This window comes from Pseudomonas sp. AC239 (genome assembly GCF_979258545.1).
Genome location: NZ_OZ409864.1, coordinates 789,388 through 811,698, shown reverse-complemented (window position 1 = coordinate 811,698; position 22,311 = coordinate 789,388). Strand labels below are relative to the sequence as shown.

The 22,311-nt window shown below is 54.6% G+C and carries 23 protein-coding genes; 6 read left to right on the top strand and 17 right to left on the bottom strand.

The window, feature by feature from the left end:
- Window positions 1-83: 83 nt before the first annotated feature.
- Entirely contained in the window at window positions 84-575 is a 492-nt protein-coding gene (locus ACZ0AZ_RS03680) for a RidA family protein (RefSeq protein ID WP_016773306.1), read from the top strand.
- 255 nt (window positions 576-830) lie between these two features.
- Here ACZ0AZ_RS03680 and ACZ0AZ_RS03675 read toward each other — a convergent pair whose 3' ends face one another.
- Window positions 831-1,532, bottom strand: a complete 702-nt coding sequence (locus ACZ0AZ_RS03675; RefSeq protein WP_129997637.1) for a hypothetical protein — start codon at window positions 1,530-1,532, stop codon at window positions 831-833.
- A 134-nt stretch (window positions 1,533-1,666) separates the two neighbouring features.
- Window positions 1,667-2,593, bottom strand: coding sequence for a LysR family transcriptional regulator (locus ACZ0AZ_RS03670; protein ID WP_463538724.1), 927 nt, complete (start codon window positions 2,591-2,593; stop codon window positions 1,667-1,669).
- 102 nt (window positions 2,594-2,695) lie between these two features.
- Here ACZ0AZ_RS03670 and ACZ0AZ_RS03665 point away from each other — a divergent pair, with 102 nt between their 5' ends.
- Window positions 2,696-3,877, top strand: a complete 1,182-nt coding sequence (locus ACZ0AZ_RS03665; protein ID WP_463538723.1) for an acetylornithine/succinylornithine family transaminase — start codon at window positions 2,696-2,698, stop codon at window positions 3,875-3,877.
- On the opposite strand, the gene ACZ0AZ_RS03660 is transcribed toward ACZ0AZ_RS03665, so the two are convergent.
- The 4 genes from ACZ0AZ_RS03660 to ACZ0AZ_RS03645 all read right to left on the bottom strand — a co-directional run bounded on the left by ACZ0AZ_RS03660 (window position 3,878) and on the right by ACZ0AZ_RS03645 (window position 7,434).
- Window positions 3,878-4,069, bottom strand: coding sequence for a type II toxin-antitoxin system Phd/YefM family antitoxin (locus ACZ0AZ_RS03660; protein ID WP_129997634.1), 192 nt, complete (start codon window positions 4,067-4,069; stop codon window positions 3,878-3,880).
- A 170-nt stretch (window positions 4,070-4,239) separates the two neighbouring features.
- A complete protein-coding gene (locus ACZ0AZ_RS03655; RefSeq protein WP_463538722.1) occupies window positions 4,240-6,159 on the bottom strand; it encodes an alkaline phosphatase D family protein in 1,920 nt (639 codons plus the stop codon).
- Window positions 6,160-6,230: 71 nt separating this feature from the next.
- Entirely contained in the window at window positions 6,231-6,968 is a 738-nt protein-coding gene (locus tag ACZ0AZ_RS03650) for a hypothetical protein (protein WP_463538721.1), read from the bottom strand.
- Between the two features lie 100 nt (window positions 6,969-7,068).
- Complete coding sequence (locus ACZ0AZ_RS03645) at window positions 7,069-7,434, bottom strand: hypothetical protein (RefSeq protein WP_129997631.1); 366 nt, start codon at window positions 7,432-7,434, stop codon at window positions 7,069-7,071.
- Between the two features lie 116 nt (window positions 7,435-7,550).
- Here ACZ0AZ_RS03645 and ACZ0AZ_RS03640 point away from each other — a divergent pair, with 116 nt between their 5' ends.
- The gene (locus ACZ0AZ_RS03640; RefSeq protein WP_039761414.1) at window positions 7,551-8,300 is read left to right on the top strand and encodes a hypothetical protein; all 750 of its coding nucleotides are present in this window, start codon (window positions 7,551-7,553) and stop codon (window positions 8,298-8,300) included.
- Between the two features lie 35 nt (window positions 8,301-8,335).
- Here ACZ0AZ_RS03640 and ACZ0AZ_RS03635 read toward each other — a convergent pair whose 3' ends face one another.
- Entirely contained in the window at window positions 8,336-8,665 is a 330-nt protein-coding gene (locus ACZ0AZ_RS03635) for a hypothetical protein (RefSeq protein WP_123444200.1), read from the bottom strand.
- A 219-nt stretch (window positions 8,666-8,884) separates the two neighbouring features.
- On the opposite strand from ACZ0AZ_RS03635, the gene ACZ0AZ_RS03630 reads away from it, so the two are divergent.
- From ACZ0AZ_RS03630 to ACZ0AZ_RS03620, 3 genes are all read left to right on the top strand, one after another.
- Window positions 8,885-9,133 carry a DUF6429 family protein gene (locus tag ACZ0AZ_RS03630; protein ID WP_463538720.1) on the top strand — a complete coding sequence of 83 codons (249 nt, stop codon included), beginning with the start codon at window positions 8,885-8,887 and terminating at the stop codon, window positions 9,131-9,133.
- A gap of 1,778 nt (window positions 9,134-10,911) precedes the next feature.
- Window positions 10,912-11,793, top strand: coding sequence for a hypothetical protein (locus ACZ0AZ_RS03625; RefSeq protein WP_155740666.1), 882 nt, complete (start codon window positions 10,912-10,914; stop codon window positions 11,791-11,793).
- Window positions 11,769-12,323 carry an AAA family ATPase gene (locus ACZ0AZ_RS03620; protein WP_064118908.1) on the top strand — a complete coding sequence of 185 codons (555 nt, stop codon included), beginning with the start codon at window positions 11,769-11,771 and terminating at the stop codon, window positions 12,321-12,323. The genes ACZ0AZ_RS03625 and ACZ0AZ_RS03620 overlap by 25 nt, the downstream gene beginning before the upstream one ends.
- A gap of 8 nt (window positions 12,324-12,331) precedes the next feature.
- Here ACZ0AZ_RS03620 and ACZ0AZ_RS03615 read toward each other — a convergent pair whose 3' ends face one another.
- The 10 genes from ACZ0AZ_RS03615 to ACZ0AZ_RS03570 form a co-directional block, all read right to left on the bottom strand.
- The gene (locus tag ACZ0AZ_RS03615; RefSeq protein WP_463570958.1) at window positions 12,332-13,069 is read right to left on the bottom strand and encodes a hypothetical protein; all 738 of its coding nucleotides are present in this window, start codon (window positions 13,067-13,069) and stop codon (window positions 12,332-12,334) included.
- Window positions 13,070-13,088: 19 nt separating this feature from the next.
- A complete protein-coding gene (locus tag ACZ0AZ_RS03610) occupies window positions 13,089-14,273 on the bottom strand; it encodes a DNA methyltransferase (RefSeq protein WP_463538719.1) in 1,185 nt (394 codons plus the stop codon).
- On the bottom strand, window positions 14,260-15,561 hold the full coding sequence (locus tag ACZ0AZ_RS03605) for an HD domain-containing protein (protein WP_064118911.1): 1,302 nt from the start codon (window positions 15,559-15,561) through the stop codon (window positions 14,260-14,262). The genes ACZ0AZ_RS03610 and ACZ0AZ_RS03605 overlap by 14 nt, the downstream gene beginning before the upstream one ends.
- Window positions 15,562-16,333: 772 nt before the next feature.
- Window positions 16,334-16,522 (bottom strand): hypothetical protein, encoded by a 189-nt coding sequence (locus ACZ0AZ_RS03600; RefSeq protein ID WP_064118912.1) that lies wholly within the window; start codon window positions 16,520-16,522, stop codon window positions 16,334-16,336.
- Between the two features lie 65 nt (window positions 16,523-16,587).
- Window positions 16,588-17,568 carry a chromosome segregation protein SMC gene (locus tag ACZ0AZ_RS03595; RefSeq protein ID WP_463538718.1) on the bottom strand — a complete coding sequence of 327 codons (981 nt, stop codon included), beginning with the start codon at window positions 17,566-17,568 and terminating at the stop codon, window positions 16,588-16,590.
- A gap of 91 nt (window positions 17,569-17,659) precedes the next feature.
- Window positions 17,660-20,566 (bottom strand): DUF927 domain-containing protein, encoded by a 2,907-nt coding sequence (locus tag ACZ0AZ_RS03590; protein ID WP_064118913.1) that lies wholly within the window; start codon window positions 20,564-20,566, stop codon window positions 17,660-17,662.
- Window positions 20,563-20,835: a DUF3077 domain-containing protein gene (locus tag ACZ0AZ_RS03585; RefSeq protein WP_463538717.1), complete on the bottom strand. Its 273-nt coding sequence runs from the start codon at window positions 20,833-20,835 to the stop codon at window positions 20,563-20,565. The genes ACZ0AZ_RS03590 and ACZ0AZ_RS03585 overlap by 4 nt, the downstream gene beginning before the upstream one ends.
- Window positions 20,832-21,116, bottom strand: coding sequence for a hypothetical protein (locus ACZ0AZ_RS03580; RefSeq protein WP_434766644.1), 285 nt, complete (start codon window positions 21,114-21,116; stop codon window positions 20,832-20,834). The genes ACZ0AZ_RS03585 and ACZ0AZ_RS03580 overlap by 4 nt, the downstream gene beginning before the upstream one ends.
- A 528-nt stretch (window positions 21,117-21,644) precedes the next feature.
- A complete protein-coding gene (locus ACZ0AZ_RS03575; protein ID WP_463538716.1) occupies window positions 21,645-21,950 on the bottom strand; it encodes a hypothetical protein in 306 nt (101 codons plus the stop codon).
- Window positions 21,947-22,228 (bottom strand): helix-turn-helix transcriptional regulator, encoded by a 282-nt coding sequence (locus ACZ0AZ_RS03570; protein ID WP_064118917.1) that lies wholly within the window; start codon window positions 22,226-22,228, stop codon window positions 21,947-21,949. Before ACZ0AZ_RS03570 ends, ACZ0AZ_RS03575 begins: the two co-directional genes overlap by 4 nt.
- Window positions 22,229-22,311 lie beyond the last annotated feature (83 nt).

The window sequence follows — 22,311 nt, the reverse complement described above, 5'->3', positions numbered from 1 at the left end:
TCCAACCCTGACAGTAGTAGCTCCAAGCCATCCCCCGGTGCTTGACTGTCTCAACCCGTGCATTGATCAAAAGGCTGGGCGCAATGACCGAACGGATGACCTGCGATGAGCGCTTTATCGCCCTGGCCGAAGAACTCAACTACGACATCTATGGCGAGAACACCGCCGGTGGCAATTACGCGCCGCTGATCCGTCATCACGACGAGCTCTACATCAGCGGCATGGTGCCGCGGGTCAATGGCAAGATTCTCTATCCCGGTCGCGTGGGGCTGGAATTGAACCTCAAGGATGCGCAAGCCGCCGCAAGCATCAGCGCCATGCGTTGCCTGGCGCTGATTGTCGACGCGGTCGGCTCACTGGACAAGATCCGCGCGTTGTTGCGGGTCACGGTGTATGTGAAGTCGACGGCGGACTTTGTCGACCTGAGCGAAGTGGCCAACGGCGCTTCGGACGTGTTCAGCCATGTGCTAGGCGATGCTGGGCGGCATACGCGCACGACCATTGGCGTCTATCAGTTGCCGAAGAATGCGGCGATTGAAGTGGACATGATTGCGGCGTTGCATCCTTCGGCTTGAGGGGGGTAGCGGTTTGCCCTCACCCTGACCCTCTCCGGAGGGAAAGGGGACTGACTGAGGGGCTCTCAAGATATACGCCGACCTGAAATACCGGGCCGAACTCAGGTTTGAAAATCACACAAGTCGGCTCCCTCTCCCTCTGGAGAGGGCTGGGGTGAGGGGCGACGATTTTCGCCTCCTCACGAATCACAAGCCGGACAACAAAAAGCCCCGCCTGAATCTCAGTGCGGGGCTTTTTCGCAAGCGCTTGGCAGATTACTGCGCCGCGATGCTGTAACCATCAAACGCGGTCTGCTGCTGCAGGGCAGTGATGATGTTCTTGCGGTTCACCGCCTGTTCCGTGCCGGCGTTATCGATGAAGGTTTCGCTCTCCAGCTCGGCTTCATCGCCTTCACCGACGAAGGTGAAGCCGAGGAATTCCAGTGCCTCACGATCAACGTTCAGACGTGAACGCGGGGTGCGCATCGGCAGGGTTACGCTGGCGCCGTCCTTGCTGATGGTGAAGATTTCCACTTCTTTCTTTTTGGCGGCCTTGCTCTTGCCGCCGCTCGGATTGCTGATCGCCTGATGAGTCTGATTCAGCACTTTCAGCGCCAGACCATAAACGATTTCCTGAAACGCCGGATCATCCTTGAAGCTGGACAGAATGCGCCCGATCGAGAACTTGCTGCTCAGATCTTCCAGCGCGGCAATGTCGGCTGCCTCGGCGTCTTTCAGGCGCTTGAGTTCGCCCATCAGCTCGTACGCTTTGTCGTCATCAAAGCTGTCATGCGCCTGACGGATCGCCGCACGCAATTCGCGGATCTGGTCGCTTTCGCGGGTCGACTGGAACGCGTCGAGGACCATCTCGCTGACGATTTTGGCTTGGGGCAGGTGTTGTGAAAGATTGATGGAGTTTTCGTATTCCGCTTTGGACGACTGGGTGACTACGGATTCAGCGGTGTTGAAATCGGACATTGAAATTTCACTACTTTTTAACTTGAGTTGGGGCGAGAAAGCACGAGGTCTTTTTCAGGCCGACTAATTTAGGGGAGCGGGGCGGCGTTGTCACGGAGCAACGGTCTGGTGGTCGGGATTTTTCCCGGCGCGCGTTATTTTCCGAGCATGGCGTCAGCGGGTTTCCCCCAAGTACGCATCGCAAACTCGACAAAGCGTCTCAGCTTCGGCAACCGATAGCGATCCTGCGCATACAACAAATGCATCGGCCTGCTCGGCGGTTGGTAGTCCGTCATTACCCTGATCAGTTTGCCGTCGCGCAGATCCTGCTCCACGAGTGCGTCGGGCAGCATCATGATGCCCATGCCATTGCGCGCCGCCTGATGCAAACCGGCGGAGCTGTTGATCAGCATCGGCCCGCTGACGTCGACGAGGACTTCGCCTTCCGGGCCGCTCAGACGCCAGCGTTTTTCCACCGATTGCCAGTCATCCCCAGCCGGGTAGGCGAAGGACAGGCAATCGTGTTGCTGCAAATCCTGTGGCGTCTGCGGCATGCCGCGCCGCGCGATGTAATCAGGGGAGGCGCAGACCGTCAGGGTGTAGTCGATCAGGGGGCGGGCGATCAGGTTGGATTGGTCGAAATTGCCCAGCCGAAACGCAACATCGAGGCCGTTCTCCAGCAGATCCGGGCGGCTGTTGGTCAGCACCACGTCGAGCTTCACTTGCGGATAGAGCAAGGAGTATTCGCTGAGGGCCGGGGTCAGTCGTTCGACGCCGAAGGTCAGCGGCGCAGTGATACGCAGCAAGCCGCGCGGCTCGTCCGACGCTTGTTCAGCAAGGCGTTCGGAGTCGGCCACCAGGCCAAGCACTTCCAGGCAGCGTTGATAATAGACGCTGCCGAATTCTGTGAGGCGCTGGCGGCGCGTGGTGCGTTGCAGCAATTGCACGCCGAGCCGTTGCTCCAGCGCGCGCAGATGATTGCCCACCATCGTCGTCGACATTTCGCACTTCGCAGCGGCGGCCGTCATGCTCCCGGTTTCCACCACTTTGACGTAGACGCCCATCGACTGAAACAAATCCATTATCAAGCTCGGCTGTTAAATGATTGAAGTTTTTCCGGGTTTATCCAGCCCAGGTGGCTAACCATACTGCAAAAACACCGACCTGCAATGGAGTTTCACGTCATGACCGCCGCCCTGATGAACACCTACCAACCACTGGCCCTGAGTTTCATCAAGGGCCTGGGCACGCGCCTGTGGGATCAGGCGGGGCGCGAATATCTGGACGCTGTTGCCGGTGTGGCAGTGACCAACGTTGGCCACTCGCATCCGCGCATCGTCGCGGCGATCAGCGAGCAAGCGGGATTGCTGCTGCACACCTCAAACCTGTACAGCATCGATTGGCAGCAACAACTGGCCAAACGGCTGACGGCGTTGTCGGGGATGGAGCGCGCGTTCTTCAACAACTCCGGCGCCGAAGCGAACGAGACGGCACTGAAACTGGCGCGTCTGTACGGCTGGCGCAAAGGCATCGAGCAGCCGGTGGTGGTGGTCATGGCCAACGCGTTTCATGGCCGCACCCTCGGCACGCTGTCTGCCAGCGATGGCCCGGCGGTGCGCCTGGGCTTCAACGAACTGCCGGGGGATTTCGTCAAAGTGCCGTTCGGCGATCTCCCGGCGCTGGAGCAAATACAGCGCAAACACGGCGCGCGCATCGTGGCGATTCTGGTCGAACCGATCCAGGGCGAAAGCGGCGTACAAGTCGCACCGCCGGGTTATCTCAAGGCCCTGCGCGACCTGTGCAATCGCCACGCATGGTTGTTGATGCTCGATGAAATCCAGACCGGCATCGGCCGCACCGGGCAGTGGTTCGCCTGTCAACACGAAGGCTTCGTGCCCGACGTCATGACCCTGGCCAAAGGCCTCGGCAATGGCGTGCCGATCGGCGCCTGCCTGGCCCGTGGCCGCGCGGCCGACCTGTTCACCCCGGGCAGCCACGGCAGCACTTTCGGCGGTAATCCACTGGCCTGCCGGGTCGGCTGCACGGTGCTGGACATCATCGAAGAGCAAGGCCTGCTGGAGAATGCGCGGGTGCAGGGCGCACGGTTACTGGAACGCCTGCGCGCCGAACTGGCAGACAACCCGAATGTGCTGGCGATTCGTGGACAGGGCCTGATGATCGGTGTCGAGCTGAAACAACCGGTGCGCGACCTGACGCTGATCGCCGCGCGGGATCACGGCTTGTTGATCAACGTGACTCGTGGCAAGACCATCAGGTTGCTGCCGCCGTTGACGATTGATGAGCGCGAGGTAGGGATGATTGTCAGAGGGGTCGGGCGGACGTTGTCGTCAGCCCTATCTGCATAATCACTGCTGCGGAGTGTCTGGTAAGGACGGCGAATTGACTGTCCGCAAAAGTGACTCATAGTCAGTCAGACCTATCATCACAACCGGTTCGGCACCGCGCCTGGTAATCAGCAACGGTTCGCGATCATTGGTTGCTTGGTCCATCGACAAGGCCAGGTGAGCTGTGGTTTTGCTGAAGGTGATGGTTTGCATGATGTGGGCCTGCGAGAGGGTTGGTACACAGCGAGGTCGACTGTGATTGCGCCCAGTATCACTTAAGCACTTCGGAGACGTTTCCGAGAGGCTTGTAATCCTTATCTGCTGTAATTGTCAGCAGGTGGAGTGCCCGTTGCCGGGCCCTCCACCTATGCTCAGATCTGGTTTCAGTCTGGCCCATCTCCCAACTCCGGCGCCAGCATCCTCGTCTTCTCCGCCCCATTCGAGTTGTGCTGAACAATCTCGCTCGGCTGCCCCTGTTCATTGAAAAACACCTGTCCGATCCCCGCCGAATTCCACAGCCGTTCCCCGGCCTCGGCATGTTCCGGCGTGTACGGGACGATGCGCATCAGCCGGCGTTTGGTGAACCAGTTCAACGGCGAGCGCGGTGAGTAGAGCCAGCGGTTGAGGCGGTCGAACCATTCCAGCAGGGCCGGTGGAAATTCGTTTTTGATGCCGCTGCTGGTGATTTGCCAGATCCGTGGGCCGGCCTTGCGGTGGCGGATCAGGACTTCGTAGACGAAGGAATAATGCACATCGCCGGACAGCACCACGTAGTTCCCGGGCGTGCGCGAGTGTCGGAAAATGTTCAGGATCACCTGCGCTGCGCCGCGATGGGCCATCCAGTTTTCCGCGTCGACCAGTAGCGGGTAACCGCACCAACTGAACACCTTCTGCACGGTTTCAATCAGCTTCACGCCAAAGATCGGCGCCGGCGAAACGATGATTGCCGACGGGTGATCGAGCAGTTCCTGTTGCAGTTCGCTCAAGGCTTCCCAGTCGAGCAGGCCCGACGGTTGCTTGAGAGCCATCTCGCTACGCCAGCGCCGGGTGCGCGTGTCGATCACCACCAGTGCCGGAGTGCTCGGCAACACGAAATGCCACTGCTGAAAACGCAGTAACTGATCAATCAGATCATCCTGCACCGGCATGTCCAGATAGCCGTCATCACCGCTGGCACTCAGTTGCGCGGTCTGCTCCAGCATTCCTTTGAAAGCGTCCGGATTGTTGCCCCAGCCCTGGCACAACAGATAAGCAATCAGCGCGTTGCCAATGATGCGCTTGGAGAACGGATGGCCGTAGGCGGTTTCCTCCCACTGCGCAGAAAGATTCCAGTCATCGGTGATGTCGTGATCATCGAAAATCATCAGGCTCGGCAGATGCGCCAGCGCCCGCGCGACGTTGCCCAGGCCAGCCTTGAAGGCATCGATGCGCGTGTGCTCGAGGTTGTAGCGCTTGCGGCGTTCCGGGGTCAGCGTCGGAGCGCTCGGATTGATCTGCGACCACGGCGTCGGCGACCACACCAGCATGTACATCGCCATGACTTCGGCGAACGTCACCAAGTGATTGTCGGCACTGCTGCTGGTGAAAATCGGCTTACGCGCGCCACCGAAAAATCGCTCGCGCAAGGTCTCGTTGCTCTCCAGCGCCGGTAACAAATCCGCACGGTGGTAGTAACTGGCCGGGTGCTCATAGAGCTTGGCGCTGTCGCTGACCACGGCACCGTCAAGGTGCTCGTCGAACAGACCCAGACGCTCGATCAAGGCATGAATCGCCCGCAGCATCGGCCCGGCAACATCGTCGGCATAGACCTGATCACCGCTCATCATCAGCAACGCCGGACGGTGTTGCGCATCGGTTTCGTCGGCCAGCAATTGATCGACGCAGAGCAAACCATCGGTTGCCGGGTGATGCGGCTTGCGGCAGGAGCCGTGGAGCAATTGGTCGATCCGCGAACGCACGACGAGGTTCGCGCAGGTAGCGCCGGGGTAAAGCAGATGAGGCGCCCACTCAGCCATACCGATGGCGTCATCGATCATCAGGTCGTAATCGATAAACGTGTCGCAGGGCAGGGCGCTTTCAAGTTGGACGTCGATCAGATGCACGAACGCATGACGGCCTACGGCAATGACCGTGCATTTCTGCGCATCGAGCGGAATATCTCCTACACCTTGCAGGCGCAAAGTCAGCGCCAGTTCACGCGAGCCCACCAGCCACAGCACCACGCGCGTCGGCTCCAGCCGCCGCAGCAACGGGCCGGCCAGGACAGGAGGCAGCGAGATCAGGTCATCAGGTGTTGAAAACATCGAGGGCAAAGCTCAAGGCGCACAGGCCGGCGATGATAGCGCAGCCGGCGCCTTGATCCCTTAAATCAGCCTTAAGAGTCGGCTTTTTGCAGTGTCAGCGCCAGCAAACGCCATTCCCCAGCCGTCGCATCAACCCGTGGCAATTCCTGCACGGAGCAATCGAAACGGTAGGTGACATCGTCGCCATTCATGTTGCGCGCAGTGACGCTGTTGCTGAAGCTGTAGACCTGATCCTTGTAGCGATGACTGACCAGCGCTTTGCTGTCAGCGAAACGCGCCGAAGCGGGATAACGCAGGGTGCTGGTGACAAACGGGCTGCACATGACATACGCGATCATCGATTTGTCGGCTTGTGCGTCACTGCGCAACTTCTTGTTCAGCGCGGCCAGGGCCATGCGACCCTCGTAGTCGCTCTGATTCAGCACCGTTTGTACCGCCATTGATTTCGGCGCTCGGCTGACGTTATTCGGCAACAGTGCGGAGTCCGGCGGGGAAGGCTTGTCATCCGCTTCGATGGCAGCAAAAACCGGCGCATCTTTCAGCTCGGTGGCGGGCGTGACTGCCTCGGCTTCAGGCAGTACAGAGGTCGACTCGACGACTGGCGTGTTTTGCGCCTGCGCCGCCTCGTGACCGAACGACGAAGGAAACAGCGAAAACGTGATCGACAACATCACCAGCCCGACTATGAAGCCGCCCGCCGCGCCAACGATGTTGCCGTAGAAAATATTCCAGCTGCCGCGGTTCTTCACCACCCAGCGCCACATGAAACCCCAGACAGCGACGAACGCCAGAAAACGCAGAAACTCCATTAGGTCCTTTCCTTAACTTTCAACAATCCAAGCGCGGCGCGAGACGATCAGCAAGCGCCGACGATGCGCGGCAAGATAGCAAAATAGACGCGCCGTCCGGCTACGGTTGCGGAAAATAATTCGCCGCCAGAAACATCAACGTGATCATGCCGGCGGCGAAGCCACAAACCCCCGCGAGCAGTTGACGCGCAACCGGATGCGCCGGCTGACGACGCTTGGCGATCCACAACCACACGCCCGCCAGAACGCCCGCGCTGGTCATGAACACCACCAGGCTGTTATGCAGTCCGGGCGCTGCCATCGTGGTGCCGAACAGCGCGTCATAAAGCAATGTGAAGACCATGCCAATCACCACAGCGCTACCCGCTCCGGCAAGGTTCGCCAACAACAGATTCCATCGCCCGCGCTGGCGCACCACCCAGAACCACATTGCAGCCATGACTACCAAACACAACACAGCATCCATCGGATTTCTTTCCTTGCCACGAGCCAGAGGCGACCAACTTGTTCGCCTGTTGAGAGTGGACGGCAAGATAGCAAAATAGTAGCGTCGCGCCATGCCCTCTCTGTAATGGACTACCCATGTTTTCCACAGCCCGTTTGCTGCCACTGCTCGGCGCCCTCACCCTTGTCGCCGTCATCACCCCGACCTTCAGCTTCGCGCAAGAACACCCGCAAGCCAGCTGGAATTACTACCTCGCCAATTGCCAGCGGATGCAGGAGACAATCGCCGACGTCCAGAGCGGTCGCGTCTCCGCTGCCTATGCAGCCACGTCGGGCCTGCAAGACAGCCTCGCCTCCATGAACGAGCGCCGCCTTAACCTGCTACCGCAACACCTCGACTCCAGCGAGTACGCCCACTGCGAAAACGTCGCCGCCCACGCCGAGGCAACCCTGGCCCAAGGCAAAGCCGAGTTCGCCGCGCAAATGCAACGGGGTGTGGAGGAGGGCCGTATTGCGCACCAGAACTCCCCCGCCTACCAACGCGCCCGTTCCCTCGGCTACAGCGACGTCGGCGACATCTCCTTCCTGAAACTGCACGAAGACACCGACGGCGAAGCCCGCCTGAAAACCATGCTGATCACCGTCGACGAAATCTGCGGCCAATACTTCCGCGCCACGCAATACGTGAAGCCCTATGTGATCTACACGGTGCGACCGTCGGATGGCGGCTGCGGCGAAGTGAAGCGTGTTGCGATAGTTGGCGGCGGGCAAGCAGAGAAGGGCGACTACATTGATCCCAATGGTGAGTTTCAATACATGGGCTTGAAAAAACTGGCTGGCGCTGACGGCTTTCCAACGGATATTCGAGTACTGAAAGCTCGTCGCTGATCGGACGAGATAACGGCATGGCTCTAGCGCGGCACTCAAAGAATGTCGCGCAGATACCCCTTCAGCGCGAGCAGCGGCTGACCCAGCTGCTCCACCGACCGCGCCTGAGCCAACTCCGCCGACAACTTGCGCAACTCCCGCCCCAACGGCTTCTCGACCCCGCCCAAAGCATCCAGCGCCAGGTTCAGGCATTCGTTCATCTTGAACTGAATGGCCTCGACATCGCCGCGCTTCACCAGTAAGTCGAAAACGTCTTTCTGATAATCGCCCATGACCATGTCATCGCGCAGGATCGGGCTCAGCCCTTCTTCTTCGTAGGCGAGTTTGAGGGAGAAAAGGGCGACGGTTTCCAGTGAGGTTTCCATGGGGATGTCTGTCAGTGAAGTGGAGGGCTTGAAACCAATGCGCGAAATGCCAGCGGAAGTCGACTTTGCGGGCACGATTATACGGGCGGTCATCGCATTGAGGTAACCAGCAACCGGGCATCTAAACCCACAAGCTCGCGCAGCATTGACATCCACTTTGATACGACGCTTTGATTACAAACACTGAACATCAGCGGAGTGACCATCATGGAATACGACATGAAACTGATCGACGACGCCGTCCTTGCTCTCCTCGCAGCCTATAGCTCCGACGACGGCAATGCGTGGAAGGGCTATGACTTCGAGATCATGAACCGCTTGCACGAGCAGGGTTTGATCAGTAATCCGGTTAACAGGAACAAGTCGATATGGTTGACGGAGGAAGGGTTGGAGCGGGGGCGGGAGATTGCTGAGCGGATGTTTGGGGTTAAGGAGTCGGGTGGGCACACATCCGATTCCGGGAACTGATTTGTTTTGGGGAGGAAAGCCAGATAGGCACCAACCACTTTCCTCCAGACGAAAAAAAAGGCCTTGCTTTCGCAAGACCTTTTCTCTGTGTTGGTGCCCGAGGGAGACTCGTGCGTTCTATATAATCCGTGGCTTGCGGCCGGATTGTACAGCCAGGGATACAGCTAGGGATACACGATTGTCTATGCTGGGTCTAATCAGGTGGAGCCTTGGCTGTCGTGATGGAGAACATTCTTTATATTCCGCCATACCAATACAGCTCCTATAAAAAACGCTGTGGCACCGACGTTGGTTGACTTAATCGTTTGCCCAAACAATGAGACTTCTGTATCGCCAGAGATACCGTAGATTGCTATTCCGGTTCCTAAAATTGCCAGTAGGGAGCTAAACCAGAAGGACCAGTGTGTGACCAGAATGTGCAGCGGTTTTGAGCGATGCTGCTTAGAGAGGTCTTTTGTCACTCTTAGCACTTCTAAGTGATCAGTGCCGTGGACTGAAATGTTCCTTTGGTTCCCGGGGCCGTAAGAAATCTTGGCATTACACATACTACAGTACCCGCCAGCGCCTCTCCGAGGTCCTCGGGTGGCTAGGTTTGCCCTAGCGCGACAATAGTCACACAGATCATCCGATTCCATAAACACCCTCTCTGTGGCCTTGTGCCGCTATCCTTGATAGTCGGGCATCATATGGTGCGTTCACATTTTTGCCTATGTCTGGCTAGCTACTTTTTGAGTTGGGGCTAGTCGATCGGTCGGTAAGTCGATGTGCCCTAAAGCGTGAGCGAATCCCGTCTTTGTTCCGAGGTGGGGGCCCCTGAGGATTTTGGGTGGATACGGGGTCGGAAACCCGCAGGACTGTGTTAGTGGGAGGATTTCAAAGTTACTGAAATTTCAGGCATTGAAATCGAAAGAATTCTGCTGAAAAAAGGCCATCGTTACCGCAGCGGTAACGATGGCCTTTTGTGTTGATGATAATGGACACCTTGGGCCGTCAACCAAGTCAACCTGTCAACCACTGTGCAAAAATCAGCCACTGCCAAGATCACGCGGGTTTTGTGCCCCGTGTCATTCAGAAACGCACAGGGGCCTCTGCGACCTCCCATCATCTGTGCAACTGCACTGGTGAACTGCGTGTTCACCCGGTTCACCTGTTCACTAAGCTGGGTACCTGTCTGCTAACAAAGTCCCGCGGGTTTCCGACCCCGTATGAAGCCGAAGTCTTCAGGGGCCCCGGCTACGACAAATGGAAACCCCATCATGTCCGCTGGTGGTAACAATGTCGTAGGGGGGCGGGGGCTAGCCAGATGAAAGCTGTGTTACAAGTGTTACTCGTGTAACGGTCTTCACAAGTAATTGTATTTATTGGATTTTTTCATGTAACACTTTCCCGTCGCTTCCGATAGGTGTGGTGTTACCATCCTCGCAAGTGTAACGCTACGCATGGCCAGTGCTCCTCCTCTTTAGAATGTAAACTACCTTCCGGTCCAGCTTCGGAGCAGGTTGATCGAGTCTCCCTTAGGTTGGCTGCATGAACTGGGGATTGTAGGCTTGGCTACACACATCCACCTGAAGCGACGCATGGCGAGCTTACAATCAGTCTCAGAAGAGGTTATTTCAAAGCAATGCTAAGGTACATGCATTCGTCTGCCTTGAAGGCAGGTTGTGTTTTGCTGGAGCGGTTGAAACGACGGTAGTATGATGCTCTGTTAAATGGTGCACAGTAAGTCGTACATGATCTAATTGAATGTTGTATAAAATATAATCGCTAATGGAGTGGCTGTGAGTACTACAACTCAAATTGAACTAAGGCGAACCTTTATTGCAATGTTGTTTGCCCTCGTGGCAGCAACGGTTGCTCAACAAATATCCGAGCTGTTATTTGTTGTCACTGGAGGCTGGGATTCGGCTTCAAGCCCGTCAAAAATGTTTGAGAATTTGACTGCTGAGCGCGGTGCTTTGTTTGCAACGCTCTCGCACTCCTTACTTGCCCTTCTATTGGTATCCATGAGTTGGGTGATGTGGTCGAAGTCGCAAGCGGGTGGATTAAAAAAGGATATCACCTCAATTTTTTCGAAAGAATTTGTAATTCTTTTGGTTGAGGTTTTTCTAGTTGTTCTATATTTTGCAATTGTCAAAACAATGGAGCAAAATTTCCAAGAGTATACTAGTAAGAAGACAATTGCGGCGTATGTTGGAGTCACTTCCGCCAGGCCTGAGGCGCTTCAGTTGATGTGGGTGTTTGCAGTATATTTAATCTGGGATTTAATTGTTGATGTTATCACAAGCCCTAGACTCGACTCTCAGCGGCAAGCACTGCCTTCGGGGTTTTTAAGTTATCTTAGTGGTATAGGTGCGTACTGTTCCGTTTCAATATTCTGCCTTCTCGGTGCATGGTTAGTCAGCAGTGTTTCAGCTTCAATTGCGTCACCCTTTCAAGCTGTCCTAGGCGATATTGCATTATTGTGCATGCTATTGCTTTTTGTTCTGGCTAAGCAGTTGGAGTATTACACTACGAAAATTTTTCCGCTGGAAAATACGAGAGATAATACACCGCGGAAAAACCCTCCTAGCGTCAAGGCTTGTGTGGGGATGGTTGTTCTGATTTCTGTTTATACCTATATTGTGATGGTGTTGATATGGCCGCCCAGCTTCCTAAAGTAATCGGTATGGTTGGCCCTGTTAGGGCTGGTAAAACTACTGTTACTAAGTATCTTGTTGAGCGGTACGGATACACTCTGGCTTCTAACTCTGAAATATTAAGAACGATTCTTGCTGATATGGGCCTTGAGCAAACCAGAGATAATCTTGGCATGCTTGGGAACTCGCTTTTTAATATGTTTGGGAATGACCTTCTAGCAAGATACAGGATCGAGAGGCTTGGTCTCGACAGAATAGTAGTTGATGGTATTAGGTATTCTGAAGAACTGACACACTACAGAACTATCCCTCAGTTTAAACTATTGGGAGTTAGGGCTACTGATGAAGCACGTTTTGAGAGGGCTCTTTTTAATTCAGAGGAGTTCAAAGACAAAGAGCTAACTCGTGTGAAATTCGATCAGATGGTTTTCTCTAGAAGCGAGCTGCATGTTCCAGCGCTGTTGGAGCAGGCAGATAAGGTGATCGACAATAATGATTCTCTAAGTCAGCTCCTATCAAAAGTTGATCAAGCTATCGAAAACTGGATAGCTTGAGCTCAGGGCTAAACTGCGTCGACGCGCATTAGTACTTCGCCGCAGTTGTATAGATGGTTTAGGTCTTTTCCGATAATCCAGTACTCATGATCTCTGCAAAGCTCTTTTGTGTCATGTATCTTATATATCTTAAAGCCGGCTTCTTCCATGTCAGCATGAAGACGCTCTTTCGCTTCAATTGTTCTTCTGTAAACATTTGCAATCATGGCGCCATGTGGGCTCATTGTTCGATAGAGCTCGATGAGCTGTTCCTTGTAAAAGGGGAAGTGTAGAACGAACACAGCCATCACTAACTCAAAGTGATCATCGTTGAAGTGGAGCTTGTATTGAGTGTTGGAGAATAGTTGGCATTTGTTTTGTTGGTTTTCAAGCCTGTCAATTACGTCTTGGTCTGCGTCCGAGATTATAAAATCCGTCGAATTCTGAGGTTCGTCGTAGAATATCGGATGGGAACCTGCACCAATTTCAAGAAAAGTCTTAGGGGATAGCTCTACCGCTACCCTCTTAAATAGATTACGGACGTCGACATTGGTTTGGCTAATCAATTCCGGGTAGTTCGCTCGGGCTCTACAAAGATCACTTACTTCGACGGCAGTTAGTTCGTCAAGGTATGGAGTGTAGGTGTAAAAAAAATCCATAAACCTGTAATAGGTTTTTCCTTCGTGCTCAGCTTTGTCTGGCCCTTTTTTATCGCCCAATACTTTTAGGACTTCGGGCTCAATCATTTCAAACCTGTGATCACTCATTCTCCACTCCATGGGAAAATTATAATTTTTCAAAAATTAGAATATCTTCGCACTTGACGCTTGCCATAAGCCGTCTCCGGCTGGATTTGATGTCTCTTTCTTTACGAAGGCTTAATTTGAATCCTGTTGATTCAGCAGCAGATATCAACTCAGTCGTAGTTGACGCCCTCGCGGCAGATTCTCCGACCACCAAAGCCATTGAGCAGTCTTTCTTCAATGTGCGATGGCACTGAACAAAAAAAGAGTTTATAAAATTCATATAAAGCTCATGGCTGTTCTTTCTGGTGCGATTGGATCTAGCACCTGACTCGTGCGCTCGCAGTTTTTCGAAGTCCCTAAAGCCGAGCTGATCTGGAGCAAGTTCCTCTTTATCAAACCAAAGATAGCTTAGTCGCTGTGATTTTATATAGTCCGCTACCCCATAATATGGTGGGGAGGTAACTATAAAATCTATATGTTCATTCGGCAATTGCTGCATGTTTTTTACACAGTCACCGTGAATTAGTTTGTATCTAGATCTAGTGAGTTTTCTTGTCTCGTTTTCTGAGTGCACCTGAACTAGCTTGTGTGACTGATCGGTAATCGTTATATAGTCATTCGCCGCGTTTATGAAAGTGGATAGTGCGTCTTTAAAGGTTAATTCGAAGGGCTTAGGTTTGACGTTGTCACAAACCCATCCCCAATGGCGTCCCTGCGAAGAAGTATTTTTTAGTATTCCTGAAAATACTGCAAGGAAGCATCGTTTGGTATCTGCATTGGTAATTCTTAAAATTGCGGCCAGAATTCTATTTAAGGTGTTTAGTGTGTCTACGTGATACCAGGCTGCCAGCTCTTCATGGTGCGGGTGTTGCGAAGCTTCACTTGTGACGAAGAACTTCTCGGTGTCCGTAATTATGGTGTCAAGATGCCGTCGTAGATGTTTTGGCTCGGGGAAATGTAATTTCGCCTCGCTCATGAGTAATGCGATTGGGTTAGTGTCCATACCAATAAAGTTTCGTCCCAAGCGTATAGCCTCTACGCCAGAAGTTCCCGATCCATTGAAAGGGTCGAGTACTAAATCGCCTTTTTCTGTGAAAACGGGAATCAATGTTCCCGGAATTGCTGCAACATATGTTGCCGGATACCAATGTAAAGAATGTATTCCGGAATTCCCAAGGTTGGGAAAAGACCAGTCAATATTTTCAAGTTGCTCATTTGTATTCAAGTTGAAGCTCGTCCGTCTTAGAGTAGAAACTTCCTGTGTACGTTTCGGGGAAATCAAAGTTAAATATGTCAGTTTCAAAGAGCTCAATGAAATTCTTAATTGCTTCTTGGCGCCATTTCGTTGATTGCGCTTTAGTAAATCTAATTTTTTCGCTACTCTTTTTAACTAGTGCGATCATGCAGCTTGTCGAATTTTTGCCAATATGAACGGTTTTGTTATCGTCCAGTGTTGCTTTAATACGTCTGCTTACTAATCCTTTTTCATTCCATATAAAATAGCCAGAATTTTTTGTAACTTCAGGTATGTTATTAGACATGTGGTCGGATATGTCTTTGTTTTTGAGTTTTTTAGTTGTGGAGAAGTTCTTGATCCATACATAGTCTACCAGTTGATACTCACAGCCTGAGATAAGCTGCCATCCAAGAGTTTCAGTAGATGGTTCATGACGAAGCTTATCCTCAAATTCCGGCTCAGTCATATACCAGTCGGTAGGCGTAATTATATCGTGCTCAACGGCAAGTCTGACGAGATCGGTCTGAAGGGCGTTGTATGGAATGCACTCTGGATGTGCAATTATCATTGTGTATATGCGTTCTCTGAATTCGAGCCATCTGTTTAGCGGCTCAATGGCCTCTTTTGTAAAAGTTATGCCGCTTAAACCTTTGAGGCGCATGGAGTTGCGTATTGCTTTAATGTTTTCTTTAGCCCCATCCCAGCCAAGCATAGCTGCCATACGATGCACATTATCAATGTTGTCGATATCTATGTCGGCCGAAACAGGGCTTGTTGTCCCTTTCTTGGGGCAAACTATATTAATCACAGCTTCGATGTCGACGCCGTGTTTTTGCAAGATGGGTGTCAGCTTTAGTTCTTTATTCTTAACAATGTGCTGAAATGTATTTTCGTTGCCTAGAGTGCCGCGAATGATCTTTGCTAAATTCTCTTCATGGTTGAAGTCTGGAGTTATATATTTCAGCTCGGACTCAACCAGATGTCCGTACGGAGGTATAGCGGCGTCGTGTAGCAGTGCTGCAGCGAGTAGCGCTTTAGTGTCATTTAAGTTGAGATTGCTCTTATGTGCCAACTCCACAGCTAGGAAAGTCACACCTATGGAGTGTGGGAGGCGACGAGATCTTCCTAGCTCTTGAATTAGCGGCACATCAAAGTTCATCTGCCGCATATTTCGCAGTCGGTGAATCTCCGGGCTATCTATAAGATCTGCGAGTAGGGAGGTCAGATTCTCATCAGAGAATCGCATGAGCCCATGTAAAATGTCGTGGAATTCCATATGGCCCTTCAGTCAAAGCGCGTGCAAGGTGTACGCCCAAAATCGGGTGCTATGCGGCGATTGTACACAGATAACGCGAACAGATCATTTGTGGAAACGTCATCCTGCAACCACAGACTATCTAGGGTTTTTTACCCGCTCAAACCACCTTTTAGGCTTGGTAAGGCCTGGCGTCGGCTTAAGCTGGGAAGCAAGCCTACAACGGCGATTCACTGGGCAAAATTGATCGTTAGAAAGACGCTATAGCTTGAGTTTCGAAAGGCCGCGGAAACGGGTGGTATCCGAAGCACCCTGGATGGTCTTCTCAGACGAAAAACTGGGATCCTGGCTACCCATCACGGCGTATCAGTAGTAAGTAACTGTTAGCAAATACGTGTCGTGTATGCTGGTGGCGAAGTTTTGGTCTATCTAATTGTATTGAAAAGACAAGTCCAAAGTTGGTTGGCTGGCATAAAATAAAAATGTATTGTATTTGTTTTTAGTAAGTTTGGAGCGTTTTGTACGTGTTGTTTTGAATGTAAGTATTGATCTTAAGATGTTAAAAAAGGCCCCTTAAGGCCTTTATCTTTCGAACTTTTAAATTTGTTATTCGTCTAGCTTTAAAATTGCTTCGAATTAGTCTTCGACTTTTAGTTTTTGAGTGCTTGTTATCACACCTTTGGGCTCTAAGACTTCCCTTGGAGGTAGGACGTTTTGAATCGCATGCTCACGAGACTTGCGAATACCAGTCGTGGAAGTCTGAGGTGTGCCGTATCTGGCGCTTCTTGGATCATTACGGCCGGCCTTTCAATTTACCTTCCACATAGCTCATTTCATTCTTGATGAGATTGATGGTGAGTGCCTGGACCTTTGTGGTCTTTCCGGTTTTGAGGTCGACAATTTTTAGCAAAGCGGTCAAGTGCTCCTTGCGCGCTTTCAAGGTGTCGCTCCAGCTCGCGCTGCTTCGGATTTGGTTGATCATGGTCTTCGTCCTTTTTGTGTTACAAACAGCCCGCGTGCGCAGGCTGTTTCCGGTGGCTCAGTGCGTTACAGCGAAAAGATGTCTTCTACGGTGAACTTGTACGAGCGGTCAGCGAGTTCACGACTGCCCCATGTGTCGAAGCCTTCACCTTCTTTAGGCAGCACCAACCTTCTAAGGCTGAGTTGGTCGCCGCCCAGCAAACGTTGGGTAGCCCACAGCTTGGCGCCCATATCCATCAGTGCTTGAGCTTTTTCGTTCCACTGCTCTGCCAGTACCTTTTCGGCCAGCAACAAGGCCGTTCTTTGGATGGCTAGGTTTTCGCTTTGCGCCTCGGCAATGTGTTGGTCGACGATGACCAGCTCCTGCTCCAGCGCGGTAATGATTAGGTGCTGGCGACGATTGTGCTCGATGGCAGTCGCAAGGTTTTTCGCAGCCTTTTGCGCGTCTGTATTGGCGTTCTTTTCGCCCTCAGTGTCGCCCCAAGCCACTGCCTGTGCGTAGGCGGTGGCTGCATCTGTTTCGGCTTGCCGGGCCTTGGCCAAGTCTTCTACCGCTTGCTGCTGGATTTGCTCCAAACGGGTGCTGAGGCTCTCGCGTTTTTCGTTGAGCTCTTGCTCGTCGGCTTTCCAGTTCGCCATCGATTCGGTGTAACCGGCCATCAAAGTTTCGTGATTGAGCAGTTGTTCGCGTCGAGTGATCTGAGTATCTAAGATCCAGGCATGGTGTTTATTTGAGTCGTATGGGAGTTTCAGCGTGTTGTACTCACTGCGGACTTCAAGCAGACGATTTGCATCCAATTCGTCGTCGCCCTCCAGTAAGGCTTCCAGCGGTGCCATCTCGGCGTATTGCTCTTCAGCCGTCCTCAGGTATTTATCACGGCGGATGGTGAGTTGGTCGATCTCATCGATCAACCGTTGCTTCTTTTCGTAATTAGCGGTCGCGTGAGTGCTATCCGAGTTCGGCAGTGCAAGTAAGGTGGTCTCGCTGCAGTTCAGTTCGCTGACCAGCAGTGCATGTTGTTCGGTAGAAGCTTGGAATTCTTTCATCTGTCTTGTTCCTTCAAATTAGGTTTGGGTTGAATGAGCGGCTGGCGAGGCCGGGAGTAAGCCGGCGTTACCTCGATCAGCGGGGATGCCCTCAGGCAGCCCGAGCCTCGCTTTCATCCGCTCCCGGAATCGTCTTCACGATGTAGCAGCGTTGCGGGCCGAGGCCGGGCAACCGGACCAAGCACGATGCTTTGCCGTCGCTGGCCGGTTCCAGCACTCCGCGCTGCAGCAGTTCCTTGTTCACGGCGTTGATGTTCATGCCCCGGAAGATCTCGGAGCGCCACGCCTCAGGCAGCACGTAATAGGTGTTGGTGGTGTGCATGGTGTCGCCCATGCCGTGCTCCAGCGTCTTGCGAAAGCCGAGACGGTCGATGGTGCGCGGACCGTGTTCGTCGATCTTGGCTGCCGCCGATTCCCAGCGGGTGAAGCGGCTTTCGCCGAAGCGTTCGATGACCTGGCGCAGGCGCGCCAAGATCGCATCACCCTCGAAGTTACCGGCGCCGCCTCGTTCGTTTAGCCAAGCATTCAGGCATACGCGAGCAGCAGTGGTAGCGGTTCCGTCCGGCCAGCCGGTGATGCCCATTGCTGTGGCCAGCTCGCCTGCTGCGGCGGCGAGGCCGAAGCGAGCAGCGGCACGGTGTGCCTGTCCACTCGCGGACGCCGGGAGCGACTTGGCAATAAAGCCTTCCAGCGTGCGGCGCAGGATGGCGGACCATCCATGATGCTTACCGGGTTCACACAGCGCTGACAGGAAGGCAGTGAGTGGTGTGCCGTAGTACTTCGCTACGCGAGCCTTGAGCGCGTCGGACAGGGCAGCGGCATCTTCGAAACCGTTGAGTGTGTCGAACATACCAAGGCCTTTGCTGGCATCGGCCGGGACTGCAAGCATGCGCACCTCCATGCCTGCCTTCAGTTCCTTGTTGGCTTCGGCCATGTGCTGGGCTAAGGTCTTCTCGCCGGTCGAGAGAAACAGCAGGCGCCACTCCTGTACCTGTCGGCCAGCTTGGCCTCGATCGTTTGCGCGTGCCTTCCCGGTGCCATTACCGAGCATGTACACCGTCTCGCCGATGATGCGCGGGTCGCACATGCCGATCTCATCGAGCACCAGAAGGCCATCGGAATGCGCGGCGGCGATGGATTCGAGCGCGTTGTCGGTGGACCGCCACGAACGCACCAGGCGCGGTCCGCCGTAGATCGAAGCGGCAACTTGCAGGTGCGTGGTCTTTCCGCCGGAGCTATCGCCGTACAGGTGAAAGCCGCCCGACTCATGGCCGAGCATGTGCAGCAGCGGCCCTGCGAAGGCCACGCCGACGACAAATGCCAGACGATGATTACCGACGCACAGCGCGCCGATCTGCTCCTGCCATTGTTCAAGCGTGCCCGCTTCGCTGATCGGAGGAAGTTGCGAACCGGCTTCGTAGAAGTGCAGGTGCTCGCTGTGCGCGCCGACCTGCTGCTCGGGCAGAAGAAACGCAGTATCATGCCAACCCAAGCGCGTGACCAGCCGTGCCCTTTGGGCGCTGTCGAAGCCTCCGAGATAGCTCTGCAGGTCATTGCGTGCATTGCGCCCCGACCGACTGCCTGCGAGGCGTAGCCCCATGTCCACCAGCGGCCCGAGCACGTCTTTGCCGAAGTCACCCGTCATAGTGCGGGCCGGGATGTTCCAGCGTTTCTTAGCGCCGTCGGGATCGTCAAATTCAACCAACAATCCCCAGTTCTGACCCTTGTCGTCGCGAGTACGGGCGAGGATCTCCAGTGGCGAACACACCGGACGCGCCTCACCGTCGTCACCGGCATAAAACACACCTTCGGATGTGAGGCGAAAGCCACCGGGCATCAGATCGTTTTTCGATTTGGTAGGGCGTTTGGCGGCTGCCTTAGGCTTCGCTTCCGGCTCGGATTTGACTGGAGCAGCAATCACCTCTTGCTTGATCACGCCGAATAGCTCACCGCTGTTTTCCAGTTCGGCGAAGTGGGCGGCTGTCCAGCCTTTGGCGAGAGCATCGGCGGCATCATCACCGTCATCCCATTGACCACCTTTGGCAAACGCGGCTCGGTCGTTTTTCAGCACGGGCTTGCGTTTGAACACCTCCAGCGCGACTACCCGGACCGAGCCGGCGCCGATTCCGCGCAGCTTTTCGGCAACGGTGGCCATGCAGGTTTTGCCGCTGTCGTCGTTGTCCGGCCACAACACAACATCGCGGCCTTGGAGCGGCGTCAGGTCTGCTTTGTGCCATGAGTTGGAACCGTTCGGCCAGCAGGTGGATACGTAATTCGGCAGCAGTTCGGCGGCGGCATCGGCGGCTTTTTCGCCTTCGCACAGCACTACCGATGCATCAGCACGCTGGGCCAGTTCATCACGGCGCAGTAGGGGGCGGGGATCTGGCAGACCCTGCCAACGCCATTGCTTGGTTTGACCATCGGAGCGCTGACACCACGTGAGCGGCGCAAAGACCTTCTTCGGCTTGCCGTCTTCATCCGGGCCGAGGTCGAAGCGGTACAGCGCCATGAGGGGCTGACCCTGCACGTCACGATAGATCCACACCTTGGACGGTGCACCGTGATCGCGATGCTTGGCCGGGCACTTGTTCATGGCTTCGGCCGGGATCGGTAGGATGGCGTTCCATGTCGGCGCCTTGGGTTTGATCGGTGCCGTCTTCGTCTTGGCTTCGCCGGGCGCAACGTTTAGCCAATCAGCAAGCTTGTTGCACGCCTCGACATCGGTGCCGCCGTCCAGATAGCGCACCAGATCGATCAGGTCGCCGCCCTTGTCGCCGGTGGCGAAGTCGGCCCAGGTGCCCTTGTTCAAATTGACCTTGAGAGAGCCGGCGCGTTTGTCGCTGCGGGTCGGGTTCGGTGCGGTGTATTCCTTACCGCCGTCGACGCGCTTGCCGTTGGGCAGCCAATGCGACAGGACGCGATCGATGTCTTTCAGCGCGGCGGCCTTAACGTCGGCGAAGCTCGGACGTTTATCTGTTCTGCTAGGTCGCTGGCTCATACGTCAGCCCTCGGCAGAAACAACGCGTCGTTGATGTCGTCAATCAGGGCTTTGGCCATCTCACCCAAGTACAGGGCGGGCCAACTGAAACGCTCGCCGTTGTCACTCATGGCAGCGTCGAAATTTAGTTGGTTCGCGTGATGCTGAAGCAACGACACCATCTCCAGCGCGTCCTCAACGGGCACACCGGCATTTACTCTAAACAGCTTCAAGTCGGTGGCGTTGACGCGAGAAAAAGTAGCGTGGCCGGGTGTAGTGGAAGCGCTCATAGCGCACCGCCTTTCTGCACAGCAGGCTTTGAGGTGTTATCGCCGTGCATTGCAAGAGTCTTGATCAGACCGAGGGTGCCGCGCACATCCCAAAGGACCGCAGCAATGACGTGATTGGCAAGGCGGGAGGATTCGTTTTCGAAGTGATCCTCAAGCAGCGTCAGCACTGAGTCGGCACGATCAATGGCGCAGGTAATGGCGTCGATGGGCACACCGGCATCAGCTTTTGGATTCACGCAAAGCAGGTCTTCAGGCAGCGAGAAACTCAGGGCGTTGTTCATTGGGTGCCACCTGCGATTTCGAGTGCGCGGGCTTTGGCCATGTGAGCGTTGTAACGGGAGAGGCGTGTAGCGAGGCTGGAGTTGGCGTGTAAAGCGGCGAGAGCCATTGCACGGTGTGCAGCGGCGCGAATTTTGGACGGATTGAGTGCGGGCATGGGTGACGCTCCAAGTTTGAGGATGGAGCTGCCACTGATCGTCGCCAAACGATTTAAGGTGGCAGCTGTGCGCAGGTTGGCGAACCGGGAACTTGGAACCCGGCAGACCCGAAGGTCTCCCACGCACAGCTGCCATAACACGAAACGGCGGGCACAAAAAAAGCGCCTGCTGTCGGTTGGGGCGCCTGTGCGCCAAGTATCTCGGGTCGCCAAACCCGGTCGCTGAATTTGCAGCGACGGTCAGAGAGTAACGTCCGTTTTTCCAAAGTGCAACTGCGCTGATGGCTTGCGGTTTTTTCAGGTGCGGCATAAATTGTTCGTGCATTTAGATTGACCTCAACGCCTCCGGATCGCCCCCGGAGGCGTTTTCGTTTCAGGCATGGGCTTCCCAGCGCAGGGAAAGAAGGGGCAGAAATCCGCCGCTGAGCATGGAGCGGGCGTCTTCGTAAGCGTCGACCTGCTGGCCTTCGTCGACGATAACGGCCCCGGTCTTTTCGCAGTGGAGGGAGAGGGCGCACCAGGTGCCGTCGGCCCAGCTGAGCACGCTGACAACGCGACCTCGCCTGCCCTGCTGGCTGCGGTAGCGTTCAAGACGCTGCATGACACGAGACGAGAAACCGATCCGACGCAACACGGAAAAGGGGTGCATCAAAGCGTTCCTTGCAGTCTTGTGGCTCATGCAGCCACCTGATCACGTGCCTCGATGCGGCTGCGTGCCCAAGCTTGAACTTCGGAAAGGACCCAAGCGACAGGGGCGCCGCGTGCGTTGCTGTTGCTCAGTTTGACGGGCTGCGGAAAGCCGCAATCGGTGCGCTGCATCAGTTTGTAGATGGTCGAACGCTTCATCCCCACGATGCCTTCCACCTCCCGCATACGGATTAAAGTTGAAGCGGCATCAAAAAGTGAGGCTGCGTTGGCGGGAGTCTTGCGGGGAAAATCGGTGACAGAGGTGCTCATAGGTATTGCTCTCGATTGATTTGGACAACGAGAGCAATGGTCTAGAGATTGGTCGGCGGTGAGCAGTTCACTTCCATTTGAAA

Coding starts and splice junctions, on each gene's coding strand:
- ACZ0AZ_RS03680 (WP_016773306.1), top strand. CDS start 84: ATGACCGAACGGATGACCTGCGATGAGCGCTTTATCGCCCTGGCCGAA.
- ACZ0AZ_RS03675 (WP_129997637.1), bottom strand. CDS start 1,532: ATGTCCGATTTCAACACCGCTGAATCCGTAGTCACCCAGTCGTCCAAA.
- ACZ0AZ_RS03670 (WP_463538724.1), bottom strand. CDS start 2,593: ATGGATTTGTTTCAGTCGATGGGCGTCTACGTCAAAGTGGTGGAAACC.
- ACZ0AZ_RS03665 (WP_463538723.1), top strand. CDS start 2,696: ATGACCGCCGCCCTGATGAACACCTACCAACCACTGGCCCTGAGTTTC.
- ACZ0AZ_RS03660 (WP_129997634.1), bottom strand. CDS start 4,069: ATGCAAACCATCACCTTCAGCAAAACCACAGCTCACCTGGCCTTGTCG.
- ACZ0AZ_RS03655 (WP_463538722.1), bottom strand. CDS start 6,159: ATGTTTTCAACACCTGATGACCTGATCTCGCTGCCTCCTGTCCTGGCC.
- ACZ0AZ_RS03650 (WP_463538721.1), bottom strand. CDS start 6,968: ATGGAGTTTCTGCGTTTTCTGGCGTTCGTCGCTGTCTGGGGTTTCATG.
- ACZ0AZ_RS03645 (WP_129997631.1), bottom strand. CDS start 7,434: ATGGATGCTGTGTTGTGTTTGGTAGTCATGGCTGCAATGTGGTTCTGG.
- ACZ0AZ_RS03640 (WP_039761414.1), top strand. CDS start 7,551: ATGTTTTCCACAGCCCGTTTGCTGCCACTGCTCGGCGCCCTCACCCTT.
- ACZ0AZ_RS03635 (WP_123444200.1), bottom strand. CDS start 8,665: ATGGAAACCTCACTGGAAACCGTCGCCCTTTTCTCCCTCAAACTCGCC.
- ACZ0AZ_RS03630 (WP_463538720.1), top strand. CDS start 8,885: ATGAAACTGATCGACGACGCCGTCCTTGCTCTCCTCGCAGCCTATAGC.
- ACZ0AZ_RS03620 (WP_064118908.1), top strand. CDS start 11,769: ATGGCCGCCCAGCTTCCTAAAGTAATCGGTATGGTTGGCCCTGTTAGG.
- ACZ0AZ_RS03615 (WP_463570958.1), bottom strand. CDS start 13,069: ATGAGTGATCACAGGTTTGAAATGATTGAGCCCGAAGTCCTAAAAGTA.
- ACZ0AZ_RS03605 (WP_064118911.1), bottom strand. CDS start 15,561: ATGGAATTCCACGACATTTTACATGGGCTCATGCGATTCTCTGATGAG.
- ACZ0AZ_RS03600 (WP_064118912.1), bottom strand. CDS start 16,522: ATGATCAACCAAATCCGAAGCAGCGCGAGCTGGAGCGACACCTTGAAA.
- ACZ0AZ_RS03595 (WP_463538718.1), bottom strand. CDS start 17,568: ATGAAAGAATTCCAAGCTTCTACCGAACAACATGCACTGCTGGTCAGC.
- ACZ0AZ_RS03590 (WP_064118913.1), bottom strand. CDS start 20,566: ATGAGCCAGCGACCTAGCAGAACAGATAAACGTCCGAGCTTCGCCGAC.
- ACZ0AZ_RS03585 (WP_463538717.1), bottom strand. CDS start 20,835: ATGAGCGCTTCCACTACACCCGGCCACGCTACTTTTTCTCGCGTCAAC.
- ACZ0AZ_RS03580 (WP_434766644.1), bottom strand. CDS start 21,116: ATGAACAACGCCCTGAGTTTCTCGCTGCCTGAAGACCTGCTTTGCGTG.
- ACZ0AZ_RS03575 (WP_463538716.1), bottom strand. CDS start 21,950: ATGAGCCACAAGACTGCAAGGAACGCTTTGATGCACCCCTTTTCCGTG.
- ACZ0AZ_RS03570 (WP_064118917.1), bottom strand. CDS start 22,228: ATGAGCACCTCTGTCACCGATTTTCCCCGCAAGACTCCCGCCAACGCA.